We start from the raw sequence: 19,700 nt of genomic DNA, 5'->3' as shown, positions 1-19,700 counted from the left end.
CGGATGGGGGCCGTCTATTTCTATCACCTGACCCGGCAGCCTTTGGAGCAGACCCTGTCGGTGCTGCTTGACAAGGCGCGGCAGGCCGGGTGGCGGATTGCCGTGCGGGGGACCGATCCCGCGCGAATGGACTGGCTGGATGAAAAACTGTGGCTGGGTCCCGAGGAGGGGTTCCTGCCGCATGGTCGGGAAGGCGGGCCGCATGATGTGGCTCAGCCCATCCTGCTGACCACCACGGCGGATGCCGCAAATGAGCCATCCTGCGTTATGGCGGTGGATGGCGCGCGGGTCGAGGCCGACGAGATTGCCGCGTTGGAACGGGTGTGCATCCTGTTCGATGGCAACGACGAACGGGCCGTTCAGCACGCACGGGGGCAGTGGAAGGCGCTGACCGCAGCAGGATGCTCGGCGCAATACTGGTCCGAGGCGTCGGGGCGGTGGGAAAAGAAGGCTGAGGCCTGATTTTCGAAAACAAGTCAGGAGAGTGACGGATGAAAACCAAGCCTCTGGGCCGTACGGGCATCATGGTGTCGGACCTGTGTCTGGGCACGATGACGTTTGGCACGCAAACTTCAGAACCCGAGGCGCATGCGCAGATCGACCTGGCGTTGGATGCCGGGGTCAACTTTGTGGATGCGGCCGAGATGTACCCGGTGAACCCGGTCTCGAGGGAAACGGTCGGGCGGACCGAGGAAATTCTGGGCAACTGGAATGCCGCAAACCGGTCACGACGGGGCGACTATGTGTTGGCCACCAAGCATTCCGGCGCGGGGTTTGCCCACGCCCGCGACGGCGCTCCAATCACCGGGCAGACCATCCCCGAGGCCATCGAAGGCTCGCTGCGGCGGTTGCAGACGGATTGCATCGATCTCTACCAGTTTCACTGGCCCAATCGCGGCAGCTACATGTTTCGGCAGAACTGGGATTATGCGCCATCGGGGCAGAATACCGTAGAAGTTCTGGAGAACATGCAGGAGTGCCTTACGGCGCTGCAGGCGCAGGTGGACAAGGGCAATATCCGCGCATTCGGCCTATCGAACGAAAGTGCGTGGGGGACGGCACAGTGGCTGCGGCTGGCCGAACAGATGGGCGCGCCACGGGTGGCGTCCGTACAGAACGAGTATTCGCTGCTCTGCCGCCACTTCGACACCGATCTGGGTGAGCTGAGCGTACACGAGGATGTGGGGCTGATGGCCTTTTCCCCTTTGGCCGCAGGGTTCCTGACCGGCAAATACCAAAATGGGGCAGTGCCGGCCGGATCGCGCATGTCGCTGGTGCCGGCAATGGGGGGGCGCGGGTCCGCGCGTGTCTTTGATGCCGTGGCGGCCTACCTCGAGATCGCGGACCGCCACGGGTTGGACCCGGTTCACATGGCGCTGGCCTGGTGCCGGACCCGACCTTTCATGATGTCAGCCATCTTCGGGGCCACGAGCGTCTTGCAGTTGGAGCATATTCTGCGCGGTGCCGATCTTGAATTGTCGACGGACGTTCTGGCCGAGATAAATCAAGCGCACCGGGCCCATCCGATGCCGTTCTAGCGGCGCAGTCCCCGTCGCCAGCAGTGTCTTCCCCGAGGTCTTTCTGAACAATTGACCGGTTTGGTCAGTGATGCGTGGGCTGGGTCCGGTCTTGCCTCAGGTCACGGGCCGAGAGGCCGTGGGCCGTACGGAAGGCGCGGGCAAAGCTGGATTGTGAGGCGAATCCGGTGGCAAGGGCCACATCCATCAGTGGCATGTCCGTGTCGGTGACAAGGCGGCGCGCCTCGGCCAGGCGCAATTGCAGGTAGTGGTCCTGCGGCGTGGTGTTCAGGCGCAGCCGGAATTGTTGTTGCAGGGTACGGGGACTGGTGCCCAGACGGTCGGCGATATAGGCCAGCGGCAGTGGTTCGTCGAGCGAGGATTCCATCAGCGAATTGGCGCGGGCGGTCAGGGCAGAATGGCGATGCGGTGCGCCGGTGCGGCTTTGGGGTTTCGAAGGTTGCGGCGCGCCTTCGTAGAGGAACAGGCCCGAAACCCGCGCGGCGAAGCCGGCGCCATGGCGGGCGGCGATGATGTGAAGCATCATCTCGACCGCGGGAATCGCACCACCCGATGTCAGGCGGCCATCCGATACGGTGAAACGGTCCGGGCGGACGTCGACTTCGGGGAACCGCGCGGCGAAACTGCTGAGGTCTTCCCAGTGCGTTGTGGCAGGGTGGCCGTTTAGCAGACCGGCTTCGGCCAGCAGCCACGGTCCGCCATCGATACCGGCCATAGTGGCGCCGGTGCCGGCAATGCGGCGCAGGCCCGCCAGCAGGCTGGGCGTGGCATGGCGGGCGAGTTGGAACCCGGCGACGACAATCATCAACTCGCAGCTTTGCAGCCGGGCCAGGGGGATCCCGGGCACCTGCAGGGCGCTGGTCAGCATTGCAGGATCAGCCGTTGCGGTGACGTAATCCCAGTCAAAGGCCGGGCGGTCTGCCAGACGGTTGGCCGCGCGCATTGGATCAACGGCCGAAGCGAAGCTGAGCGTGTTGCATTCGTCCAGCACCAGTACCGCCGTTTTCAGGGCGCGTTGTTCGGGCTGAAGTATGTTTTTTGCGGATTTCATCAAGTTCGATTCGCATTCTGGCAAGTGTTTTCCCAAGGCTGCGTCAGAGTCGGCGGCAACGCAAATCAGAATCCGGGGAAAAGCCTGGGGAAAACCCAAGGTGAAGCCGGGTATAACTTGGGGAAAACGCAATGCCTCTGGAAATGAACCGCGAAGTCTTCATCACCTGTGCTGTCACCGGATCGGGCGGGACGCAGGATCGCAGCCCGCATGTGCCGCGCTCGCCGAAGCAGATCGCCGAAAGTGCGATTGCCGCGGCCAAGGCTGGCGCAGCGGTGGTGCATTGCCACGTACGCGACCCGGAAACTGGCGCACCGTCGCGTGACCTGGCCCTCTATCGCGAGGTCACCGACCGCATTCGCGATGCCGAGGTTGATGCGGTTCTGAACCTGACCGCCGGCATGGGCGGCGACATCGTGTTTGGCGGGATTGAGAACCCGTTCCCTGTCAATGAAGCCGCAACGGACATGATCGGTGCGTCCGAGCGTGTGGCGCATGTTGCGGAGTGTCTGCCCGAAATCTGCACGCTGGACTGCGGCACCATGAACTTTGCCGAAGCCGATTACGTCATGACAAACACGCCCGGCGCGTTGCGCGCGATGGGCAAGATGATGACGGACCTGGGTGTGAAGCCGGAAATCGAAGCGTTTGACACCGGCCATCTGTGGTTTGCCAAGCAACTGGTCAAGGAAGGTATTCTGGAACCCAACGCCCTGGTCCAGCTGTGCATGGGCGTCCCCTGGGGCGCGCCGGACGATCTGAACACATTCATGGCGATGGTGAACAATGTGCCGGATGACTGGACCTTCAGCGCGTTCTCGCTGGGACGGAACGAGATGCCTTTTGTTGCCGCCTCGGTTCTGGCGGGCGGCAATGTACGCGTCGGGCTGGAAGACAATCTGTGGCTGGAGAAAGGCGTGCTTGCCGAGAACTGGCAGTTGGTGGAGCGCGCGGGCAACATCATCGAAAACATGGGTGCACGGGTGATCGGACCGCAGGAAGTGCGTGAAAAGCTGGGACTGGTCAAACGGGTTCCGGTAGCGAAGTGAGAATGGAGCGGTACTTGGGGGCCCAGCCCCCAAACCCCCGGAGTATTTAGAAAAAGATGAAATATGCGCGTTCAACTGGCAGGATGACATGAAAACAGCGGCGATCATTGGTGGTGGTGTAATCGGCGGCGGATGGGCCGCACGGTTTCTGCTGAATGGCTGGGATGTTCGGGTGTTCGACCCGGACCCGGAAGCCGAGCGCAAAATTGGCGAAGTGCTGGAGAATGCGCGTCGCTCGTTGCCCGGTCTCAGCGATGTGCCTTTGCCGGCCGAGGGGGCGCTGAGCTTTCACGAGGATATGGCCGATGCCGTCAGGGGTGCGGACTGGATTCAAGAAAGCGTGCCCGAGCGGCTAGAGCTGAAATTGAAGGTTTACAAGGGGTTGCAGGAGGCGTGTGATCCGGGCGCGATCATTGGGTCCTCGACCAGCGGCTTCAAGCCTTCGGAGTTGCAGGAAGGCGCACTGCGCCCCGAACAGATCGTCGTGACGCACCCGTTCAATCCGGTGTATCTGCTGCCGTTGATCGAACTGGTGCCGACCGAGAAGAACGCGCCCGAGCTTGTTGCAAAGGCCAAGGAAATGCTGACGTCGGTCGGATTCTTCCCGCTGCATGTCAAGAAAGAGATCGACGCGCATATTGCAGACCGGTTTCTCGAGGCCGTCTGGCGTGAGGCGCTGTGGCTGGTCAAGGATGGAATTGCGACCACGGAAGAGATCGATGAGGCGATCCGTATGGGCTTTGGCATCCGCTGGGCGCAAATGGGGCTGTTCGAAACCTATCGCGTGGCCGGGGGCGAGGCCGGGATGCGGCATTTCATGGCGCAGTTCGGGCCAGCCCTGCAATGGCCCTGGACCAAGCTGATGGACGTGCCGGAATTTACCGATGAACTTGTCGATATGATCGCCGAACAGTCCGATGCACAATCCGGGATGCACTCTATCCGCGAACTGGAGCGTATCCGCGACAACAACCTTGTCGGGATGATGCGGGCGCTGAAGCTGCAGAATTACGGGGCAGGTGCGGTGCTGAACCAGCATGACGCAATGCTGCGGCCCGGCGCGCTGCCGATTCTGGAACAGGCGGATCTGAGCCAGCCGATCCTGACCCTGTCGCGGGCGGTGCCGCTGGACTGGACCGATTACAACGGTCACATGAACGAGGCCAAATACCTCGAGGCTTTTGCTGCGGCGACTGACCGGTTCATGGAGATCATTGGCTGTGACGCGGATTACATCGCCTCGGGCGGCAGCTATTTCACCGCTGAGAACCACCTTCGCTATATCGACGAAGTCCATGCGGGCGCAAAGATCGAAGTGCGCACGCAGATGCTGTTGGGTCAGGGCAAGAAGCTGCACGTTTTCCACAGCATGTACGAGGGCGACAAGCTGCTGGCAACGGGTGAGAGCTTTTTGCTGCATGTCAGCCTGGAAACCCGCCGCCCCAGCGCGCCTTCGGCCGAAATCGAGGATGCGATGGCGCGAATTGCCGCCGCGCAGGCTGAACTGCCATACCCCGAAGGTGCGGGTGTAGCCATTCGGAAACCGTCATGACCCGGCGGGTTCTGGTCACGGCCGGCGCCGCGGGCGTCGGTCGTGCCATGGCCGATGCGTTTGACGCAGCGGGCTATGAGGTCTGGGTGACGGATATCGATCAGGCGGCGCTGCAGGCCTTGCCGGATCACTGGACGGCGCATTGTACGGATGTGACAAGCGAGAACGACATGAGCGCCGTCTTTCAGGCGGCCGGTGCGGCTGGTGGACTGGACGTGCTGTGCGCCAATGCGGGGATCGCAGGGCCGACTGACGCGATCGAGGATATCGATCTGGCCGCGTGGCGGTCCTGTGTTGCGGTCAATCTGGACGGCGCATTTCTGGCAGCCAAACATGCGGTCCCGATGATGAAATCGGCGCAGGCGGGAAGCATTATCCTGACGTCTTCGACGGCCGGACAATATGGGTATCCGTTTCGCGCGCCTTATTCAGCGGCGAAATGGGCCGTTATCGGGTTGATGAAGACGCTGGCGATGGAACTGGGGCCACATGGTATTCGCGCCAATGCAATCTGCCCGGGCGCTGTCGAAGGCCCCCGAATGGAGGGCGTTTTGCAGCGTGAGGCTGCGGCCAAAGGAATGACGCGCGACCAGGTTTACCAGGGCTATGCCGCGGGCACCTCGATGGGCCGATTCGTCGAGGCGCAGGATATCGCCAATATGGCGGTCTTTCTCGCCTCGGATGCGGCAAGGCTGGTGTCAGGGCAGGTGATTGCCGTGGATGGTCACACCGTCAACCCCGACCCCAAAGTCTAAGCGTCAGGCCTGATTTGGGCCACGCAACTGACGGATAGCGCTGCGCACGGCCTGCCAGTCCTGAGCTTCCTGTGTGTTGCCGGAAGCTTCGCATTCGCGCATTTTCTGTGCGGCTTCTGCCTCGGCCCGGTCGCCGTGCGCGGTATATAGGGCGCGTGCGTATTCTGCCGTTTTCAGTGCGTCCATTCCTGTAGTCCTCCGTCTTGTGATCGGATGTCCCAAACGTTCGCGCGAAGGCACCATAACACAGGAACTGCCAGGCTGCATCACTGCGTCTGAGATGGACCTGAGATCGCTGACCTGAATTGCCGCAGATGATCCGGAAAATCGCGGGCGGTCAGGTCGGCCTCGCGGATCAGGGTATCGAAATGGCGGGTGAAAACCTCGACCCGGTCCCGATCGCGGAAAGCCATGTAATGGCTGCCGGCGTAGAAAACGCACAGAAGGGGGCCGAATATCGTGACTGGTGCGGAATAGAGTCTTTTGGCATCAAACAGATAGATGCGCAATCGTGGATAGAGCAATTCGCAGAGTTCCAGCAGGTGATCGATCTGATCCAGCCGGACCTGCAAAGGCAGATCCTGATAGTAGCCCGTGCCATGGGCAAAACTGTGGATTTCATAAAGCGGCATCGCGATCTCATAGTCCGATTGCGCACTGCGCATCCACGCGAGCCGGTCGGCAGACGCACCGATCGCCTGATCGGCCGTACGACCCAGATGGGGGGCGTATTCCCATTCCAGAACGGCGCGGGTTTTCAGCATGTCGGGCAGGGTGGCCGGGACATAGCGGATCTTGTATCCTGCCGCTTCCTGATGCCACTCAAAGATACGCTCATCAACCAGGGCGCGGGGGGCTTCGGCCATTGTCAGGGAACTGGCCAGCAGCTCTGCCGCGCTTTCGGGGCGGTTGGAGAGGCTGAGCAGCCAGTCCGCAGAAACACCAAGCGCCGAAGCGCAACTGCCAACGACATGTGCATTTGGTAACCGGGCGCCCGCGTCGGCCAAAAGCTGTGAAACTGTGGATCGGTCCACACCGATTCCCCGGGCCAGTGCGCTTTGACTGACACCGCGCTCTTCCATGGCGCGGGCCAGACGCAGACGAAACTGCGCAGCGCGATCTCGTTTGTCGATTTTTTCCTGCATATGATAATAAATATCACGTTTGATGAGTTTTGTTAATCATATTCAGAATTCTCACGCCCCTCTGTAGCCGATAAATCTTGAAACATAACAAGACTATGGGTGACGGAATGGAGACACGGCGCAGATCAGTCGTGAAGGCTGTGGTTTGGAATGCGATGGGGCTGGCAATGATGACGCTGGTCGGGTTGATCGCAACCGGATCGGCGGCAGTTGGCGGTACGCTGGCAATCATCAACACAGCCATCGGACTGACCCTGTATGTGATTTACGAACGTGTCTGGGCCGGCATCACATGGGGGCGTGATGTCTGAGCGTTCTGGTCCCGAGTGGCGCACTTTCGCATTGATTCTTGCTTGTTACGGGGCGTGGTTGCTGACAGTCTTCTTCGTGGCGTCTTGGAGCCTTTGGTTGGCCATCCCGGCAATGGGGGTTATATCGGCACTGCATTCTTCCCTGACTCATGAGGCTTTGCATGGCCATCCGTTTCGAACCAAATGGGTGAACGAGGCGCTAATGGCGCTGCCGCTGACATTGTTCATTCCATATAACCGGTTCCGGGATATGCATCTTGCGCATCATCGTGATGCGGCACTGACCGACCCCTATGATGACCCCGAAACCAATTATCTGGACCCCAAGGTATGGGAGTCTTTGGCCGGCTGGCAAAAGCTGGTTTACAGCGCCAACAACACGCTTCTGGGCCGCATGGTTCTGGGTCCTCTGATTGGCCAGACCGCATTCTTTCGCGATGAGTTGCGCGGGGCGCTGCGCGGCGATCCGGCCATTCTGCTGGCATGGGCATTGCATCTGCCCGGGGTGGCCGTGGTGTTGTGGATTGCTGCTGCGTCTGCCATGCCGGTCTGGGCGTTTGTCATTTCGGCCTATATTGGGCTGGCACTGGTAAAGATCCGCACTTTTCTGGAGCATCGCGCGCATGAGAAATCGCGGGCCCGAACCGTTATCGTCGAAGATCGCGGTCCGTTGGCTTTTCTGTTTCTGAACAACAACCTGCACGTCGTTCATCATATGAACCCGGGCACACCGTGGTATCAGCTGCCTGCGCTTTACCGGAATAACAAGGAACGGTATCTGGCCTGCAACGAGGCCTATGTCTATCGTTCTTACGGACAAATCTTCCGTCAGTATTTCTGGAGCGCCAAAGATCCGGTGGCGCATCCTCTCTGGCCAAAGGGTTGATTTAAGGACAAAAGGGAAGCCATGAGCCTATGGATTCCCGTCACCGTTGCGGCCGCTGCGTTTCAGACCGTGCGGTTCATGCTGCAAAAATCACTGAGCCGCATTCAACTGAGTGCGGCAGGTGCCACATTCGCGCGGTTTGCCTATTCGATGCCGCTGGCCGTCATCGGCCTGATCGTTGCCATGCAATCGACCGGTTTTGCACTGCCACATTTATCCGCGAAGTTCTGGATGTTTGCGGTTCTTGGCGGGACCACTCAGATTCTGGCGACGATCTGCGTCGTAGCTCTGTTCAAACAGCGCAATTTTGCTGTGGGTATCACCTTTAAGAAAACCGAAGTGATTCAGACGGCTATCGTCGGTTTCCTGATCCTTGGCGATCAGGTTTCATCAGGGGCATTAATTGCCATCCTGCTGGGTTTGGCGGCGGTGTTCTTGTTGTCCAAAACACCGGGCGGCGACGGAGAGTGGTGGCGCCACCTGACCAACAAGGCGTCACAGCTGGGGTTGGGGTCCGGCGTACTTTTTGCCTTTTCATCAGTCAGTTATCGCGGTGCATCGATGCAATTGGGCGATCTGGATGCATGGTTCCGCGCGCTGGTCACGCTGGCCGCCGTGATCATGTTTCAGTTCCTCAGCATGGGGCTGTGGCTGCTATGGCGTGACCGGGCCGAATTGCGGGCCGTTTGGGACACCCGGCGAACCGGTGTTTTTGTCGGGCTGACCAGCTTGTGTGGTTCGTTCTGCTGGTTCTTTGCGTTCACGCTGCAAAATGCGGCCTACGTCAAAGCGTTGGGGCAGGTGGAACTGATCCTCAGCCTGCTGGCTTCGTTGCTGTTTTTCCGCGAAACCATCACCCGGCGTGAGATCGCCGGGATGTCTTTGCTTGGAATATCAATTTTGGCGTTGGTGCTGGCGATCTAGCCCGCGCGGCGTTCATCAAAGCTGAGGGCGATGAAGCTTGGCAGGTGATCGCCCATGCCCACGACTGATGGGCCGTTGTCCTCGTGACGGTTGCGCCCGCGGGGTTTGGGTTCTTTTTCCCGCTTGCCTTCACTTTGTCGGCCTTCGGAAGATCTGGATTTCTTCTCGGGCTTCGGGGTGTCCGGTTTGGGTTCATCTTTGACCGGGTTGTCGATGCGCGGAATATCCTTCTGGATCAGTTTTTCAATCGCATCCAGTGCCTTTTCATCGCGGCCCGAGCAGATCGTGATGGCCTTGCCCTCACGCCCGGCGCGGCCTGTGCGGCCAATGCGGTGGACGTAATCCTCGGCATGGCCCGGTACGTCGAAATTGAACACATGGCTGACCGATGGAATATCCAAGCCGCGTGCCGCCACGTCGGAGGCGACCAGCAGGCGCAGAGAGCCGTCGCGGAAACCGTCCAGTGTTTTCATCCGTTGCGACTGGTCCAGATCGCCATGGATTGCTGCGGCATTGTAGCCGTATTTCTTCAGCGATTTCGCGCAGATATCCACGTCGGTCTTCCGGTTGCAGAAGATGATCGCGTTGGTGCATTTGTCGCCTTCAGAATCGATCAGCGCACGCAGAACCTTGCGTTTGTTGCTGGCTTCACGGTCGCGGCGACCACCCTTGAACATGACCACGCCCTGCTCGATGGTCTCGGACGCGGTGGCCTGACGGGCAACCTCGATCCGGGCGGGGGCAGACAAGAAGGTGTCCGTGATGCGTTCGATCTCGGACGCCATGGTGGCCGAGAAGAACAGGGTCTGCCGGGTGAACGGCGTCAGCGAGAAGATGCGTTCGATATCGGGGATGAATCCCATGTCCAGCATCCGGTCGGCTTCGTCTACCACCATGATCTGCACCCCGGTCAGCAACAGCTTGCCGCGTTCGAAATGGTCCAGCAGGCGGCCCGGTGTGGCGATCAGAACATCGACGCCCCGATCAATCAGCGCTTCCTGCTCCTTGAAGCTGACGCCGCCGATTAGCAGCGCCTTAGTCAGTTTCAGGTGCTTGGAATAGGTGTCGAAGTTTTCCGCCACCTGAGCGGCCAGTTCCCGGGTCGGGCACAGCACCAGCGAGCGCGGCATACGTGCACGCGCGCGGCCACGAGCCAGCAGGGTGATCATCGGCAGGGTAAAGCTGGCGGTTTTGCCAGTACCGGTCTGGGCGATCCCCAACACATCGCGGCCCTCAAGCGCAGGTGGAATCGCGCCTTCCTGGATCGGAGTGGGTGTTTCGTATCCGGCTTCCTCAATAGCCTTGAGGACCTTCGGGTTCAGGTTCAGTTCGTTAAACTTTGTCATATATGTCCGGTTCATGCGGACACTTGACCTGGCCCGCGCGTCTGTAAAATGCCGGGCCCGGATGGCCATGCGCCCCATGCGCATTTCGGCTTGGGCGGGACATAACAAAATCGTAACACCAGGTCAAATGAAGAGCGTTTAATCTGGAGGCGCTAAAGGCGTGTATTCAGTTTTCCGCAACGATTCAATTGGTTCCGGGAAAGTGTTTCGCGATTTTTGCGTCCAGATCAAGGGGGCGGTGCCGGATCATGCCGTGATCTTCCAGCCGGGTGCGTGTCGCGGGGTCTGCGCCGCTCATCTCGTCAAAAAAGCGGCGCAGCCCATCCACGCCATCTTCTGCTTCGATCATGCCCAGAAGTTCATTCATGTTCACGCCGCCACGCTCGCGCGCGACGTTGGGGGACATGCCGGGCTGATAGGACCCGCGTGCGATCCGGAACGGATAGTGGGCCAGCCAGTGTTCCCAATCGGGCGCATGGCGGTGGCAAAGGTCCATGCCATCCAGTTCCACGCAATCGCGCAGAATTTCCCCGTTTTGGAACAGGTTGTGGATGCGAAAGTTGATCTTCGACATGCCGGTACGAACGAACAGCTTGCCCTGGATGTGGCTGAGGAAACCGCCCAGAACAAAAGCGCCGTAGGTGGGATAAAGGGTTTGCACCAGCGTGTCGCGGCCCCGGCCTTTGGGAATAAAGGCCTTGTACAGATCTTTGCCGGTCGCCAGCGCCTCGATCGGGCGGGTGCGGGCGGCGGGAATGTCATCTGGAACCTGCGCCAGCAGGTCTGGAACCGGGCGTTTCGGCCAAAGGAACTCGTCCAGGTCGATATGGGCCAGCCAGTTCAGGTCTGTCTTGCGGTACGTGTAGGTGGCGTTTGCTGTCTGGCGCACCTGGTGTTTGTCCGGGCGGTCCCGCTTTCGCCTTTCCCAGAATGCGGTGTCACAGACCCACACGTCTATCTTTGGATGGACCCGGAGGGCTTCGAAAGCCTGCGGATTGGGCTCGTCCAGAAAAAGGTACATCCGGTCCAGCCCCAGATCGAGGTGATAGGCCGCAAATCCGAGGATATCCGGAGCCGGACCCCGAATTGTGGACACAATGCCCCAGGTTGGTTTTCTTGCCATGCCGTGCCCGGTTTCGCCTTCTTGCCTGCAGGTTAGAGCAGGCAAGGGCTCAGGTCATCATCTCTTTGGTCGCCGTCAGGTTCAGCGCTGGATAGTCGCGGACGACCCGGTCGATGTCCCATTGCAAGCGGGTCAGATAGACAATGTCACCATCGTGGTCATGGGCGATGTGCTGCTTGTTGGCATTCACGAACTTTTCAACTTCGGGCTTGTCGCCGCTGACCCAGCGGGCACTGGTGAACTGCGACGCTTCGAAACGCACGGGCAGGCCATATTCCATCTCGATCCGGCTTGCGAGCACTTCGAATTGCAGCGCGCCAACGACGCCTACGATGAAACCCGAGCCGATCGAGGGTTTGAACACCTTGGCCGCGCCTTCTTCGGCAAACTGCATCAGAGCCTTTTCAAGGTGCTTAGCCTTCATCGGGTCGCCTGCGCGAACACCTTGTAACAACTCCGGAGCGAACGATGGGATGCCGGTCACGCGCAGCGCTTCGCCTTCTGTAAGCGTGTCGCCGATGCGAAGTTGGCCGTGGTTCGGAATGCCGATGATGTCCCCAGCCCAGGCTTCTTCCGCCAATTCGCGGTCGGAGGCTAGGAACAGGACGGGGTTCGAGATCGCCATCGGTTTTTTCGATCGCACATGCGTCAGCTTCATGCCGCGCTTGAAATGGCCAGAAGCCATGCGCACGAACGCCACACGGTCGCGGTGCTTTGGGTCCATATTGGCCTGAACCTTGAATACAAACCCGGCGACCTTCTTTTCGTCGGGCGCGATCTGGCGCGGTTCAGCGGACTGAACCTGCGGCTGCGGTCCGTAAGCACCGATGCCCTCCATCAGTTCCTTAACGCCGAACGAGTTGATCGCCGAGCCGAACCAGATCGGGGTCATGTGGCCTTCCAGTACCGCCTGCGGGTCCAGGGCGGGCAGCAGTTCGCGCGCCATTTCGACCTCTTCCAGCAGCTTTTCCAGCAAGTGTTCGGGCACATGCTTGGCCAGTTTGGGGTCGTCCAACCCTTTGATCTCAATGCTTTCGGCCACCTTGTTGCGGTCGGCCCGGTCCATCAGTTCCAGCCGGTCGCGCAGCATGTCGTAGCAGCCGATAAAGTCGCGCCCGACACCGATAGGCCACGCGGCGGGCGTGACGTCGATGGCCAGCATTTCCTGGATTTCGTCGATAATCTCGAACGTATCGCGGCTTTCGCGGTCCATCTTGTTGCAGAAGGTCAGGATGGGCAGATCGCGCAGGCGACAGACCTCGAACAGTTTCTGCGTCTGGCTTTCAACGCCCTTTGCGCCATCGATCACCATCACGGCGGCGTCCACGGCTGTCAGGGTGCGATAGGTATCCTCTGAGAAGTCCGAGTGACCGGGCGTGTCCACCAGATTGAACCGAAAGTTCCCATAATCGAACGACATCGCAGAGGCGGAAACCGAGATACCGCGATCCTTCTCCATCTGCATGAAGTCCGAACGCGTCCGCCGCGCCTCACCCTTGGCGCGCACCTGGCCAGCCATCTGAATTGCGCCCCCGTACAACAGGAACTTTTCAGTCAGCGTTGTTTTGCCCGCATCCGGGTGCGAGATGATGGCAAATGTCCGGCGCCGGGCAATCTCGGGCGGCAATACGGGTTGGTTCGAGGCGGTATCAAGCATGAGCGCGCGTATAGGCGTGGAATCCTGCCGAGGCAAGACAAAGGGGCTGGTTCGAATCATACCGTTATGGCAATAAGAACATATAGTGAACAAATTTCGGGGAATATCGATGAATTTGAAAGAGATTGCCGACGAACTGGTTGCCGGTTGCCGCGAAAACCGGGCCAAGGAGAATTTGGAGAAACTCTATGCGCAGGATGCTGTTTCGGTAGAAGCGCATGAAATGGAAGGCATGGGCCGTGAAACCCATGGCCGCGATGCGATCCGGGGCAAGCATGAATGGTGGGAAAGTGCGCACGAGGTGTCCGGAGCATCCGTCAGCGATCCGTTCCCGCACGGCGACGACCGTTTTGCCGTGATCTTTGAAGTGCAGGGCACCGTCAAGGAAAGCGGTGAAAGCTTCGACATGAAAGAGGTAGGCATCTATCACGTCGCCAATGGAAAGATCGTGCGCGAAGAGTTCTTTTACTGACGCGCTTTGACTTCTGGTCTTCCCTGTCTGGCCGGTGCTAGACATGCGGTCAACAACAGATGGGGAGGATCGGATGGATCTGGGAATACGTGGAAAACGCGCACTTGTCTGTGCCAGTAGCAAGGGTTTGGGTCTTGGCTGTGCCGAAGCCCTGGCCGCAGCCGGTGTCGATCTGGTGATGAACGCGCGCGGGGCAGATGCTTTGGAGACCGAAGCCGCCCGGTTGCGAACGGAACATGGCGTTGACGTGCTGACGGTGGCCTGCGACGTGACCTCGGCCGAGGGGCAGAACCAGGTGATAGACGCCGCGCAGGGTGTTGATATTCTTGTGACAAATGCCGGTGGGCCACCGCCCGGATTGTGGTCAGACTGGGATCGGGATGATTTTATCAAGGCGCTGGACAGCAACATGCTGACGCCGATTGCGTTCATGAAGGCACTGCTGCCGGGAATGATGGACAAAGGCTGGGGCCGGGTGGTGAATATTACCTCGCAATCCGTGCGCGCGCCGATCCCGGCGCTGGGTTTGTCGAACGCGGCGCGGACCGGACTGACGGGCTATGTAGCCGGGACGTCCCGACAGGTGGCCCCGCGCGGGGTTAACATCAACAATCTGCTGCCGGGTATTCATGCCACGGATCGCGCGGTGTCGCTGGACGGCGGCGTCGCGACGCAGAAGGGGATTTCAATGGATGAGGCGCGCGCGGAACGCGAGGCGACCATTCCTGCCCGGCGATATGGCACGCGGCAGGAATTCGGCGCGGCATGTGCATTTTTGTGCTCGCAACATGCCGGGTTCATCGTTGGACAGAACATCCTGCTGGATGGCGGCGGCACCAATCTGACGATGTGAGCATGGCGCAGGGGTTTTCACTTAAGGACCAATTGTTCAACGCGGAAAAAACCAGCTATCTTGCGGGTTTATTCTCAGCTTCTGATACTGGTTTTGACGCACCTGCCTTTCAGGCGCGTGTCATGCAGCGGTTGCCAGAACTTGAGTTGAAAGAGCGGATGGCCTGGATTGCCGAGTGCCTGCAACAGGCAGTTCCCGGTGAATTGCCTGATGTGGCCCCGGTGATCCTGCGCGCGCTGCCGCCGCCTCTGGATCCGGACAAGACCGATGATGATTTCGGAGATTTCATCTTTGCGCCCTTGGGCGATTGGGTGGTGTCGGCAGGGCTGAACTACCCCGATCTGGCACTGGATGTACTTGAGGAACTGACGCAGCGGTTCTCGATGGAATGGGCGATCAGACCGTTTTTGAACGCCCACCCGGATCTTGTGATCGAGAGAATGCAGGATTGGTGCTTGCATTCCAGTTATCACGTGCGTCGTCTGGTCAGTGAAGGCACGCGGCCTCGATTGCCTTGGGGGCAGGCGGTGGGGCTGGAGTTGAGCGATCCGGTGCCACTGCTGGACAGGTTGCACGGCGACAACACGCGATATGTCACGCGGTCTGTGGCGAACCATCTGAACGATATCACCAAAACGGACCCGGATCTGGCTCTGGATCGATTGCAGATCTGGCTGTCGGACGGCCGGCAGAACGCTGACGAGCTAAGCTGGATGACCTCTCATGCCCTGCGCGGGCTGGTGAAATCGGGCCATGCAAGGGCGATGAAGATGCTGGGTTATGATCCCGATGCCGAACTGATCGTCGGCGTTGACCTGCATGGGGATGCCAGGATTGGTGAGGCGCTGGAGTTTTCAGTTGATCTGAGAGGTTCAGGAGATCAACCAGTTTTGGTTGATTATATCATTCACTTTCAAAGGCCTGGCGGAAAAATTTCACCCAAAGTTCACAAGCTGAAACAGTCCGTTCTGCGCGACGGCACACTGAGACTGGCCAAGAAACACAAGCTGAAGGGCGATGCCAGCACCTTTCGGTTGGTGCCGGGCATGCACCGGTTGGAGATTCAGGTGAATGGAAAAATACGCGCCGGTGCGGATTTCGAACTGCTTGGCTGAGACGGCAAGAAGCTCTCACGCTTTTGTCAGAATGGCGGTCGCCTGATTGCGCGCCAGCCGGTCTTGCACTAGCTGCTGAACAGGGGCTGAGGAAAGGATTCAGGTGATGAAGCATGAGGCGGTGCAGAACTATTATGGCGAAGTCCTGCAAGGCAGTTCGGATTTGCAGACCAACGCATGCTGCACGCCCGATGACATGCCGGATCATCTGAAGAAGATTCTGTCCCGGGTGCATGACGAGGTGCTGACACGGTACTACGGCTGCGGCTTGATTGCGCCGCTGGACCTGGAAGGAATGTCGATCCTCGATCTGGGGTGCGGTGCGGGCCGTGACGTTTATGCGTTGTCCGCCATGGTCGGCGAAAAGGGCCGCGTCGTTGGCGTGGACATGACGCCGGAACAGCTGGACGTCGCGCGGGCGCATCAGGACTATCACGCAAATGCGTTCGGATATGCCGCCAGCAATGTGGAATTCCATCACGGCTACATCGAAAAGCTGGACGAACTGAATCTTGAGCCCGGATCGTTCGACATCATCGTGTCCAACTGCGTTATTAATCTGGCCACCGACAAGGATTCTGTTCTGCGTGGCGCGCATCGGCTGCTGAAAGAGGGCGGCGAGATGTATTTCTCGGACGTGTACGCTGACCGCCGTGTTCCTGCCGCCATGGCTGAGGATAAGGTTCTGTACGGCGAGTGCCTGTCCGGGGCGTTGTACTGGAACGACTTCCTGTCAATGGCGCGCAAGGCCGGGTTTGGTGATCCGCGCCGGGTGACGCACCGTCCGCTGACCATTGAAAATCCGGTTCTGGAAGAGCGCGTCGCGCCACTGAATTTTCTTTCGGCCACCTACCGGTTGTTCAAGCTGCCTGATCTGGAACCTGCCTGCGAGGATTACGGTCAGGCCGTGATCTACAAGGGCACCATTCCCAACGCGCCGCATCTGTTTGAGCTGGACGACCACCATGCCATAGAAACCGGCAAGGTTTACCCGGTTTGCGGCAACACCTGGATGATGCTGCACGATACGCGCTTTGCACGGCATTTCGAGTTCATTGGTGATTTCTCGACTCATTATGGCATCTTCGAAGGTTGCGGGGGCGAAAGTCCGTTCGAAGCCACAGGAGAAGCCGCCTCTGGTGGATGCTGCTGATCCCTTGCGCCTGAGGGGCGGGGTTGTTATCCCCGCCCAAGCCCGATGAATTTGATCGGGAAAGGCAACGGGGTTCATCGGTGACAGTAGAGAAAACTCCTCCTCCTCGTCTGGAGATTCGCAATCTGGTCGCGCGCTATGACGGTCAGGTCGTGGTGGATAACGTCTCGCTGACGGTGCAGGCAGGGCAGGTAACATGTCTGCTGGGACCGTCCGGCTGTGGTAAGTCCACCACGCTGCGCATGATCGCCGGGGTCGAGATGCAGGACTCGGGCGAGATCTACGTCGACGGCAAGCTGATCTGCGACACGGTTTTCCGTGTCCCGCCGGAACGGCGCGAGATCGGGTTGATGTTCCAGGATTTTGCCCTGTTTCCCCATCTGAGCGTGGCGGACAACGTTGCGTTCGGTCTGAAAGGCCGGAAAGAGGAAAAACGCGCCCGGGTCGAGGAACTGCTGACCAAAGTCGATCTGATGCGGTTCATCGATGGGTTTCCGCATCACCTGTCAGGTGGTGAGCAGCAACGCGTGGCGCTGGCCCGCGCGCTGGCACCGCGCCCGCGCATCATGTTGATGGACGAGCCTTTTTCGGGCCTCGACAATCGTTTGCGCGATGGCATCCGGGATGAGACGCTGGCCATCCTCAAGGAAGAAGACGCGGCGGTGGTGCTTGTAACGCACGAGCCCGAAGAGGCGATGCGTATGGCCGATGAGATTGCCCTGATGCGCCGCGGCAAGATCATTCAGCAGGGCGCGCCGTATAACGTGTATACGCGTCCGGCAGACAAGGCGGCTGTTGCTTTTTTCAGCGATGTCAACGTGTTGCGTTCGCAGGTGAACGGAGCTTTGGCGGAAACGCCTTTCGGGCAGTTTCTGGCGCCGGGTGTCCCGGATGGCACCGATGTCGAGATAGTGTTTCGACCACAGCATGTGCGACTGGACTTCGACCGGGGCGGCAAGGGGCCGCTGCCGACGCACACGGATGGGGTTGCTGCGCGTGGGGTGGTGCAGCGCGCGCGCTTTCTGGGCAATGAAAGCCTTGTCGAGTTTGAGATGGATCATGATGGCTCGACCCTGAAAGCCACTGTTCCGAATGTTTTTGTACCTAGCCCGGGTCGGGTCATGTGGCTGACGGTTCGCCGCAACCGGTGTTTCGTATTCCCGGTCTGAGGGGCTATGGCTCAGTTTAGTGCCAAGTGGTGCGTGAAAGCCGCAGATTGCGGACGTGCATTGCTTGCCGCAGCGTGGGGCTGGGTCTATCAAGGGCGAAACGCGGGGGTAATTCGGGCACATGCGTATTCTTCTGACCAACGATGACGGCATCAATGCGCCGGGATTGATCACGCTTGAGGCGATTGCAGCCGAACTGGCAGGGCCAGGCGGAGAGGTCTGGGTCGTTGCCCCGGCCTTCGAACAGTCCGGCGTTGGTCATTGCATCAGCTATACCCATCCCATGATGATCGCCAAAATGGGCGAGCGTCGCTTTGCCGCCGAAGGCTCGCCCGCTGACTGCGTTCTTGCGGGCCTGCATGATGTGATGAAGAACCAGCGGCCCGATCTGGTTTTGTCCGGCGTCAACCGGGGCAACAACTCGGCCGAGAACACGCTGTATTCCGGGACCATCGGCGGCGCGATGGAGGCGGCATTACAGGGCGTGCCTGCGATTGCCCTGTCGCAATATTTTGGCCCCCGGAATCTGGGCCTCGAGGATCCGTTCGAGGCCGCTGGCCGGTTCGGCGCGGATCTTGTCCGGCGCATTCTGGATGCCACACCGCAAGAGCAGGGCGATTACCGGTTGTTCTACAACGTGAATTTCCCACCAGTGCCTGCGAATGAAGTGTTGGGCACCCGTGTCGCAGCGCAGGGGTATCGCCGGGACACATGCTTTTCGGTAGAATCGCACAGCTCGCCCTCGGGGCGGCGGTTCTTGTGGATCAAGGGCGGGTATCAGCATAACCCGACCGCTCCGGGGACCGACGCGGCGGTCAATCTGGAAGGCTACATCTCGGTCACGCCGATGCGGGCAGACCTGACGGCGCATGATACGCTGGAGGCGCTGAAGGCGATCGAATGAGCGGACTTAACCCTGAAACAACCATGCAGTTTCTGTTCGCCCTGCGAAAACGCGGGGTGACGGATGCGCGCGTTCTGGCGGCGATGGAACAGATCGACCGGGGCCGCTTCGTCAAGGGCCTGTTCGCGGAACGCGCCTATGAGGATACACCCCTGCCGATTGCATGTGGTCAGACGATCAGCCAGCCGTCGGTCGTGGGGCTTATGACGCAGGCGCTGGAGGTTCGGCCAAGGGACACAGTTCTGGAGATCGGAACCGGCTCGGGCTATCAGGCGGCGATCCTTGCGAAGCTGGCGCGCCGGGTTTACACGGTTGAACGCCACAAGCGCCTGGTGCGCGAAACCGGTGAGTTGTTTCGCGAACTGGGCCTGACAAATGTGACGGCCATGCTGTCGGATGGATCGTACGGTCTGCCCGAGCAGGCCCCGTTCGATCGGATCATTGTGACCGCCGCTGCGGAAGACCCGCCCGGGCCGCTCTTGGCGCAGCTTAAAATCGGCGGTATTATGGTGTTGCCGGTGGGCCAGTCGGATGCGGTTCAGACTCTGATCCGGGTCAGGCGAACCGAAACCGGGCTGGACTATGATGAATTGTTGCCTGTCCGTTTTGTGCCCTTGCTGGAAGGGCTTGGGAAGGATGGGGCGTAGTTGATATTTCCGAACTATGCGCCGGAACCCCGGAAAACAGGGGCAGGCGT

General features: G+C 59.8%; 21 protein-coding genes. 15 read left to right on the top strand and 6 right to left on the bottom strand.

The features are described 5' to 3' along the window. The first annotated feature begins 3 nt into the window (after window positions 1-3). The gene (locus ACR0FE_RS02900; RefSeq protein ID WP_480910894.1) at window positions 4-462 is read left to right on the top strand and encodes a DNA polymerase III subunit chi; all 459 of its coding nucleotides are present in this window, start codon (window positions 4-6) and stop codon (window positions 460-462) included. Between the two features lie 29 nt (window positions 463-491). After that, entirely contained in the window at window positions 492-1,538 is a 1,047-nt protein-coding gene (locus ACR0FE_RS02895; protein ID WP_480910891.1) for an aldo/keto reductase, read from the top strand. 64 nt (window positions 1,539-1,602) lie between these two features. Here ACR0FE_RS02895 and ACR0FE_RS02890 read toward each other — a convergent pair whose 3' ends face one another. Further along, window positions 1,603-2,589, bottom strand: a complete 987-nt coding sequence (locus ACR0FE_RS02890) for a GlxA family transcriptional regulator (RefSeq protein ID WP_480910888.1) — start codon at window positions 2,587-2,589, stop codon at window positions 1,603-1,605. Between the two features lie 131 nt (window positions 2,590-2,720). On the opposite strand from ACR0FE_RS02890, the gene bcoG reads away from it, so the two are divergent. From bcoG to ACR0FE_RS02875, 3 genes are all read left to right on the top strand, one after another. Continuing rightward, window positions 2,721-3,638, top strand: coding sequence for a 3-dehydrocarnitine:acetyl-CoA trimethylamine transferase BcoG (gene bcoG / locus ACR0FE_RS02885; RefSeq protein ID WP_480910885.1), 918 nt, complete (start codon window positions 2,721-2,723; stop codon window positions 3,636-3,638). A gap of 88 nt (window positions 3,639-3,726) precedes the next feature. Continuing rightward, a complete protein-coding gene (locus tag ACR0FE_RS02880; RefSeq protein ID WP_480910883.1) occupies window positions 3,727-5,190 on the top strand; it encodes a carnitine 3-dehydrogenase in 1,464 nt (487 codons plus the stop codon). Then, window positions 5,187-5,945: an SDR family oxidoreductase gene (locus ACR0FE_RS02875; protein WP_480910882.1), complete on the top strand. Its 759-nt coding sequence runs from the start codon at window positions 5,187-5,189 to the stop codon at window positions 5,943-5,945. Before ACR0FE_RS02880 ends, ACR0FE_RS02875 begins: the two co-directional genes overlap by 4 nt. 3 nt (window positions 5,946-5,948) lie before the next feature. Here the strand turns inward: ACR0FE_RS02875 and ACR0FE_RS02870 are convergent, their stop codons facing one another. Further along, window positions 5,949-6,131, bottom strand: a complete 183-nt coding sequence (locus ACR0FE_RS02870) for a hypothetical protein (protein WP_170610632.1) — start codon at window positions 6,129-6,131, stop codon at window positions 5,949-5,951. A gap of 80 nt (window positions 6,132-6,211) precedes the next feature. Further along, complete coding sequence (locus ACR0FE_RS02865) at window positions 6,212-7,090, bottom strand: helix-turn-helix domain-containing protein (RefSeq protein ID WP_480910879.1); 879 nt, start codon at window positions 7,088-7,090, stop codon at window positions 6,212-6,214. 107 nt (window positions 7,091-7,197) lie between these two features. Here ACR0FE_RS02865 and ACR0FE_RS02860 point away from each other — a divergent pair, with 107 nt between their 5' ends. Genes ACR0FE_RS02860 through ACR0FE_RS02850 form a run of 3 tightly spaced genes read left to right on the top strand, consistent with a single transcriptional unit; the run spans window position 7,198 to window position 9,211 of the window. Continuing rightward, a complete protein-coding gene (locus ACR0FE_RS02860; protein ID WP_170610965.1) occupies window positions 7,198-7,401 on the top strand; it encodes a DUF2061 domain-containing protein in 204 nt (67 codons plus the stop codon). Further along, a complete protein-coding gene (locus tag ACR0FE_RS02855) occupies window positions 7,394-8,287 on the top strand; it encodes a fatty acid desaturase (RefSeq protein ID WP_480910877.1) in 894 nt (297 codons plus the stop codon). Before ACR0FE_RS02860 ends, ACR0FE_RS02855 begins: the two co-directional genes overlap by 8 nt. A 21-nt stretch (window positions 8,288-8,308) precedes the next feature. Next, window positions 8,309-9,211, top strand: coding sequence for an EamA family transporter (locus ACR0FE_RS02850; RefSeq protein ID WP_170619158.1), 903 nt, complete (start codon window positions 8,309-8,311; stop codon window positions 9,209-9,211). Here the strand turns inward: ACR0FE_RS02850 and ACR0FE_RS02845 are convergent. From ACR0FE_RS02845 to ACR0FE_RS02835, 3 genes are all read right to left on the bottom strand, one after another. Continuing rightward, entirely contained in the window at window positions 9,208-10,557 is a 1,350-nt protein-coding gene (locus tag ACR0FE_RS02845; RefSeq protein ID WP_480910875.1) for a DEAD/DEAH box helicase, read from the bottom strand. The two genes, ACR0FE_RS02850 and ACR0FE_RS02845, sit on opposite strands and share 4 nt — an antisense overlap. Window positions 10,558-10,741: 184 nt before the next feature. Then, on the bottom strand, window positions 10,742-11,680 hold the full coding sequence (locus tag ACR0FE_RS02840) for a glycosyltransferase family 2 protein (RefSeq protein ID WP_480910873.1): 939 nt from the start codon (window positions 11,678-11,680) through the stop codon (window positions 10,742-10,744). A 49-nt stretch (window positions 11,681-11,729) separates the two neighbouring features. Next, a complete protein-coding gene (locus ACR0FE_RS02835) occupies window positions 11,730-13,337 on the bottom strand; it encodes a peptide chain release factor 3 (protein WP_170824489.1) in 1,608 nt (535 codons plus the stop codon). 109 nt (window positions 13,338-13,446) lie between these two features. On the opposite strand from ACR0FE_RS02835, the gene ACR0FE_RS02830 reads away from it, so the two are divergent. The 7 genes from ACR0FE_RS02830 (at window position 13,447) to ACR0FE_RS02800 (ending at window position 19,650) form a co-directional block, all read left to right on the top strand. Next, entirely contained in the window at window positions 13,447-13,809 is a 363-nt protein-coding gene (locus ACR0FE_RS02830) for a nuclear transport factor 2 family protein (protein ID WP_170610651.1), read from the top strand. Window positions 13,810-13,882: 73 nt separating this feature from the next. Continuing rightward, the gene (locus tag ACR0FE_RS02825) at window positions 13,883-14,662 is read left to right on the top strand and encodes an SDR family oxidoreductase (protein ID WP_170610654.1); all 780 of its coding nucleotides are present in this window, start codon (window positions 13,883-13,885) and stop codon (window positions 14,660-14,662) included. A gap of 2 nt (window positions 14,663-14,664) precedes the next feature. Next, window positions 14,665-15,777: a hypothetical protein gene (locus ACR0FE_RS02820; RefSeq protein ID WP_480910871.1), complete on the top strand. Its 1,113-nt coding sequence runs from the start codon at window positions 14,665-14,667 to the stop codon at window positions 15,775-15,777. A 106-nt stretch (window positions 15,778-15,883) separates the two neighbouring features. Beyond that, the gene (locus tag ACR0FE_RS02815) at window positions 15,884-16,930 is read left to right on the top strand and encodes a methyltransferase domain-containing protein (RefSeq protein ID WP_480910868.1); all 1,047 of its coding nucleotides are present in this window, start codon (window positions 15,884-15,886) and stop codon (window positions 16,928-16,930) included. Window positions 16,931-17,010: 80 nt separating this feature from the next. Next, a complete protein-coding gene (locus tag ACR0FE_RS02810) occupies window positions 17,011-18,099 on the top strand; it encodes an ABC transporter ATP-binding protein (protein WP_480905388.1) in 1,089 nt (362 codons plus the stop codon). Between the two features lie 121 nt (window positions 18,100-18,220). Continuing rightward, window positions 18,221-19,003: a 5'/3'-nucleotidase SurE gene (gene surE, locus ACR0FE_RS02805; protein WP_480910865.1), complete on the top strand. Its 783-nt coding sequence runs from the start codon at window positions 18,221-18,223 to the stop codon at window positions 19,001-19,003. Beyond that, a complete protein-coding gene (locus ACR0FE_RS02800; RefSeq protein WP_170610670.1) occupies window positions 19,000-19,650 on the top strand; it encodes a protein-L-isoaspartate(D-aspartate) O-methyltransferase in 651 nt (216 codons plus the stop codon). The genes surE and ACR0FE_RS02800 overlap by 4 nt, the downstream gene beginning before the upstream one ends. Window positions 19,651-19,700 lie beyond the last annotated feature (50 nt).

The organism is Ruegeria sp. K7, assembly GCF_056531785.1.
The sequence above is the reverse complement of the archived record's forward strand: the minus strand, read 5'-3'. Positions and strand labels throughout refer to the sequence as shown.